At 72.1% G+C, this 3,271-nt stretch carries 3 protein-coding genes; all 3 read right to left on the bottom strand.

Annotated features, from left to right (window positions below; all coding sequences use genetic code 11):
* Window positions 1-694, bottom strand: a 694-nt coding sequence (locus E1285_RS44040) for a serine/threonine-protein kinase (protein ID WP_132160853.1), incomplete at its 3' end; no start/stop codon positions are given.
* Window positions 691-2,901, bottom strand: a complete 2,211-nt coding sequence (locus tag E1285_RS44035; RefSeq protein ID WP_132160852.1) for a UvrD-helicase domain-containing protein — start codon at window positions 2,899-2,901, stop codon at window positions 691-693. The genes E1285_RS44040 and E1285_RS44035, both read right to left, overlap by 4 nt.
* Window positions 2,898-3,271, bottom strand: a 374-nt coding sequence (locus tag E1285_RS46255) for a hypothetical protein (RefSeq protein WP_165967035.1), incomplete at its 5' end; no start/stop codon positions are given. The genes E1285_RS44035 and E1285_RS46255, both read right to left, overlap by 4 nt.

The following is a 3,271-nucleotide window of genomic DNA, read 5'->3' as shown; positions in this document are numbered from 1 at the left end:
CGTCGATGACGTGCGCCAGTGGTTCGGGGAGGTCGTCGCGGAACGCGGCGCGCGGTTCGGTGGGGTGGTGGCCGGTCAGGAGTTCGTAGAGGACGCAGCCGGCCGAGTACAGGTCGCTGCGGGCGTCGGCGCCGGCGTGGCCGTCGAGTTCGGGGGCGATGTAGTGGGCGGAGCCGGGGACCTCGCCGGGGTGGGTGATCTCGGAGAACTCGGCGCGGTCGGCGGCCCCGGCGACGCCGAAGTCGAGGATCTTCACGGCGCCGTCCGGGGCGAGGACGATGTTGGACGGGGTGAGGTCCCGGTGGATCAGCCCGGCCCCGTGCGCAGCGGCCAGCGCGGCGCAGAACTGGGCGCCGATCAGGGCGGTCCAGGGGACGGGGAGCGGGTCGTCGCCGCGTTCGGCGATGAGGTCGCGGAGGCCGACGGCGCCGGGGACGAGTTCCATGACGATGAACAGGTCGTCGTCGTGGGCGCCGAAGTCGTAGAGGGCGGGAATGCCGGGGTGGCGGAGGCGGGCGAGGATGCGGGCCTCGCGGTAGAAGCGGCGGCGGGCCGCGGGCCGGTCGGGCAGGCCGGGGCGGATGACCTTGATGGCGACCTGGCGGTTGAGGCGGTCGTCGGTGCCCTCCCAGATCTCCCCCATGCCCCCGATGCCGAGGGGGTTGCCGCGCGCGTAGCGGCCGCCGATCTTCACCGGTCCCCCAGGAACGGGCTGGGGTCGCCGTGCCAGGTGACGTGGAGGGTGTCGCGGGCGCGGGTCGCGGCGACGAACAGCAGGGAGCGGGCGCGCTGGAGTTCCCGCCGGTACCGGGCCGGGTCGGACTGCTCCCATCTGCGCAGGTACGCCTGCGGGACGAGCCCGTCGGAGACCCCGGCGACGATCACGTGCTGGTATTCGAGGCCCTTGAAGCGGTGCATGGTGCCGACGTGGACGACGTCGTCGGCGCGGGGGCCGTCGGGGCCGATGGAGGCGGCGGCGATGCCGGCGCGGGCGAGGCGTGCCTCCACCTCGGCGACCATGGCGCGTTCCGGGACGCTGATCGCGATGGACGGCGAGGGCCCGTCGATCAGGTCGCTGACCCGGGCGGCGATGTAGTCCTGCTCGTCCTCCCAGGTCGCGGCGCCGTGCAGGACGGGCCGGGAGCCGCGCAGGACGGAGCGGTAGCCGGTGAGTTCGCCGGTCTCGCCGTCGAGGTCGTCCCATGGCTCTTCGCCGAGGAGCCGGACGGCGGAGCCGAGGATCTCGTGGGTGGTGCGGTAGCTGAGCGTGAGCCGCGACGAGCGGCGCCCGCGGATGTTGATGCCGAGGACGCTCAGCGAGACGTAGTTGTCGTAGAGGCGCTGGTGGACGTCGCCGACGAGGAAGATGTCGTCGGGTCCTTCGGGGACCATGGCGCGGAGCATCTTCCAGTGCGCGGCGGCGAGGTCCTGTGCCTCGTCCACGACGATGTGGGAGTAGCGGGGGCGCATCCGGGCGACGGAGGCGTCCTCGCGGTGGACGTTGAGGGCGCCTTCCCGGTGCCGACGCATCTTCTCGGCCCGTTCCTGTTCGAGGCGGGCGGCGTGTTCGGCGACCTGCCGGTAGGTCCACAGGTTCTTCTCGTCGAGGCGGAGCCGGAACTTCTCGACGAGCCGCCAGATCTCGGCGCGCTGGGCGCGGCCGATGCTGCGTCCGCGTCCGGGGCGGCGGGTGCGGAAGTAGTCGGCGCGGGAGTTGCCCGCCATGCCGAGGATGACGTGGGTCCATTCGGCGTGCAGGAACTCGGGGTCCCAGCCGGTCTCGCCGAGTTCGAGGAGGAGGGCGCGCCATTCCTGGACGGCTTTGGCGTCGTCGATCCAGCGGCGCTTGCCGCCGGGTTCGGCGCGGGCGACGACGTCGGCGGCGAGCTTGTCGATGTTGACGATCTCGACGCGGGAGACGGTTTCGGGGCCGCCGAGTTCGAGGAGGCGTTTGCGGAGGTCGGCGGCGAGGTTCTTGTTGTAGGTGGTGAGCAGGACGGGTTTGCCGCCGGGCGGGAGCCGGTCGGTGAGGTGTTTGACGCGGTGCAGCGCGACGATGGTCTTGCCGGTGCCGGGGCCGCCGCTGACGCGGGCGGAGCCCTTGTTGTCGCGTTCGACGAGTTTGCGCTGGCCGGGGTGCAGGAACACCTTCCAGCGGCCGAAGTCGTCTTCGAGGACGGCCTGCAGTTCGGTGTCGGACGTCGTGACGCGGGTGGCGGGGCGGCTGAGGGCGGTCGCGTAGTCCTCGGTGTCGACGTCGTCCTCGGCCTGGACCGGCGCGGTGATCTTGTCGAGGACCTCGTCGAACGTCTTGCCGAAGTACAGTTCGAGGAGCACTTCCTCGGTGAGCGCGGGGGCGAGTTCGGTGAGGCCGAGCAGCTCCTCCTCGGTGGTGATCTTCCTGATCAGGGGGAGCAGGACGGCGGCGACGCCGAGTTGCAGGAGCTGGTCGTCGGTGAGGCCGGCGAACAGCGGCCGGGTCGGCGCCGGTTCCGGGGGCGCGGGCTCCTTCGCGACCGGTGGGGGCGCGGCGCGGGGCGTGGAGACGTTCTCCTCGACGCTGACGAGGTCGACGAACTCGATCGCGCCCGTCACATCGTTGATCTTGTACTGGTAGCGGTCGAGGTTGTCGTAGACGTCCTTGCGGTGCCTGACGGCGACGAGGATGTAGTCGCGGTCGCCGGCGTGCAGCAGCAGCGCCCGGTATTCGGCGTTGATCCGGGCGGAGTGGAGCCGGGTGTGGCCCTGGAGCGGCTTGAGCCGCAGGCCGCGCGCGTCGGGGTTCTTGCGGAAGTGGTGCTGGAACTCGTAGATCGCGCCTTTGACGACGCGCGGCAGCTTCTGGATCTCCTTGTCGGCCTTGTCGAGCAGCCGCAGCGTGGCCTCGCCCTGCGTGGTCATGGGTTCGCCGCCTTGATTCGTTCCGCCAGTTCGTCGCAGTCCCACCAGGCCGCCGCGCGGGTCTCCCAGCCGGCCTGGACGTAGGCGTGGTAGCGGCCGGTGGCCTCGTCGTCGTTGCCCGCGAGGACGACGGCGACTCTGGCGTCCGGCCAGGCCAGTTCGGCCTGCCATGCCTGTTCGCCCAGTTCGTAGCCGACCTCGGGGGCGGGGGCGCCGTGCGCCATCAGGCAGCGCGCGAGGTCGGCGAGGCGGGGCTCGTCCGGGTCGAGGAGGTCGAGCGCTTCGGCCCAGCCGGGGTCCGGCGCGGCCGTGGCCGCGTGCGGGGGCGCCTCGGCGCCTGGGGGCGGCGGGGTATCGGCCGGGAATGGCT

This window comes from Actinomadura sp. 7K507 (genome assembly GCF_004348425.1).
Classification (GTDB): Bacteria; Actinomycetota; Actinomycetes; order Streptosporangiales; family Streptosporangiaceae; genus Spirillospora.
The sequence above is the reverse complement of the archived record's forward strand: the minus strand, read 5'-3'. Positions and strand labels throughout refer to the sequence as shown.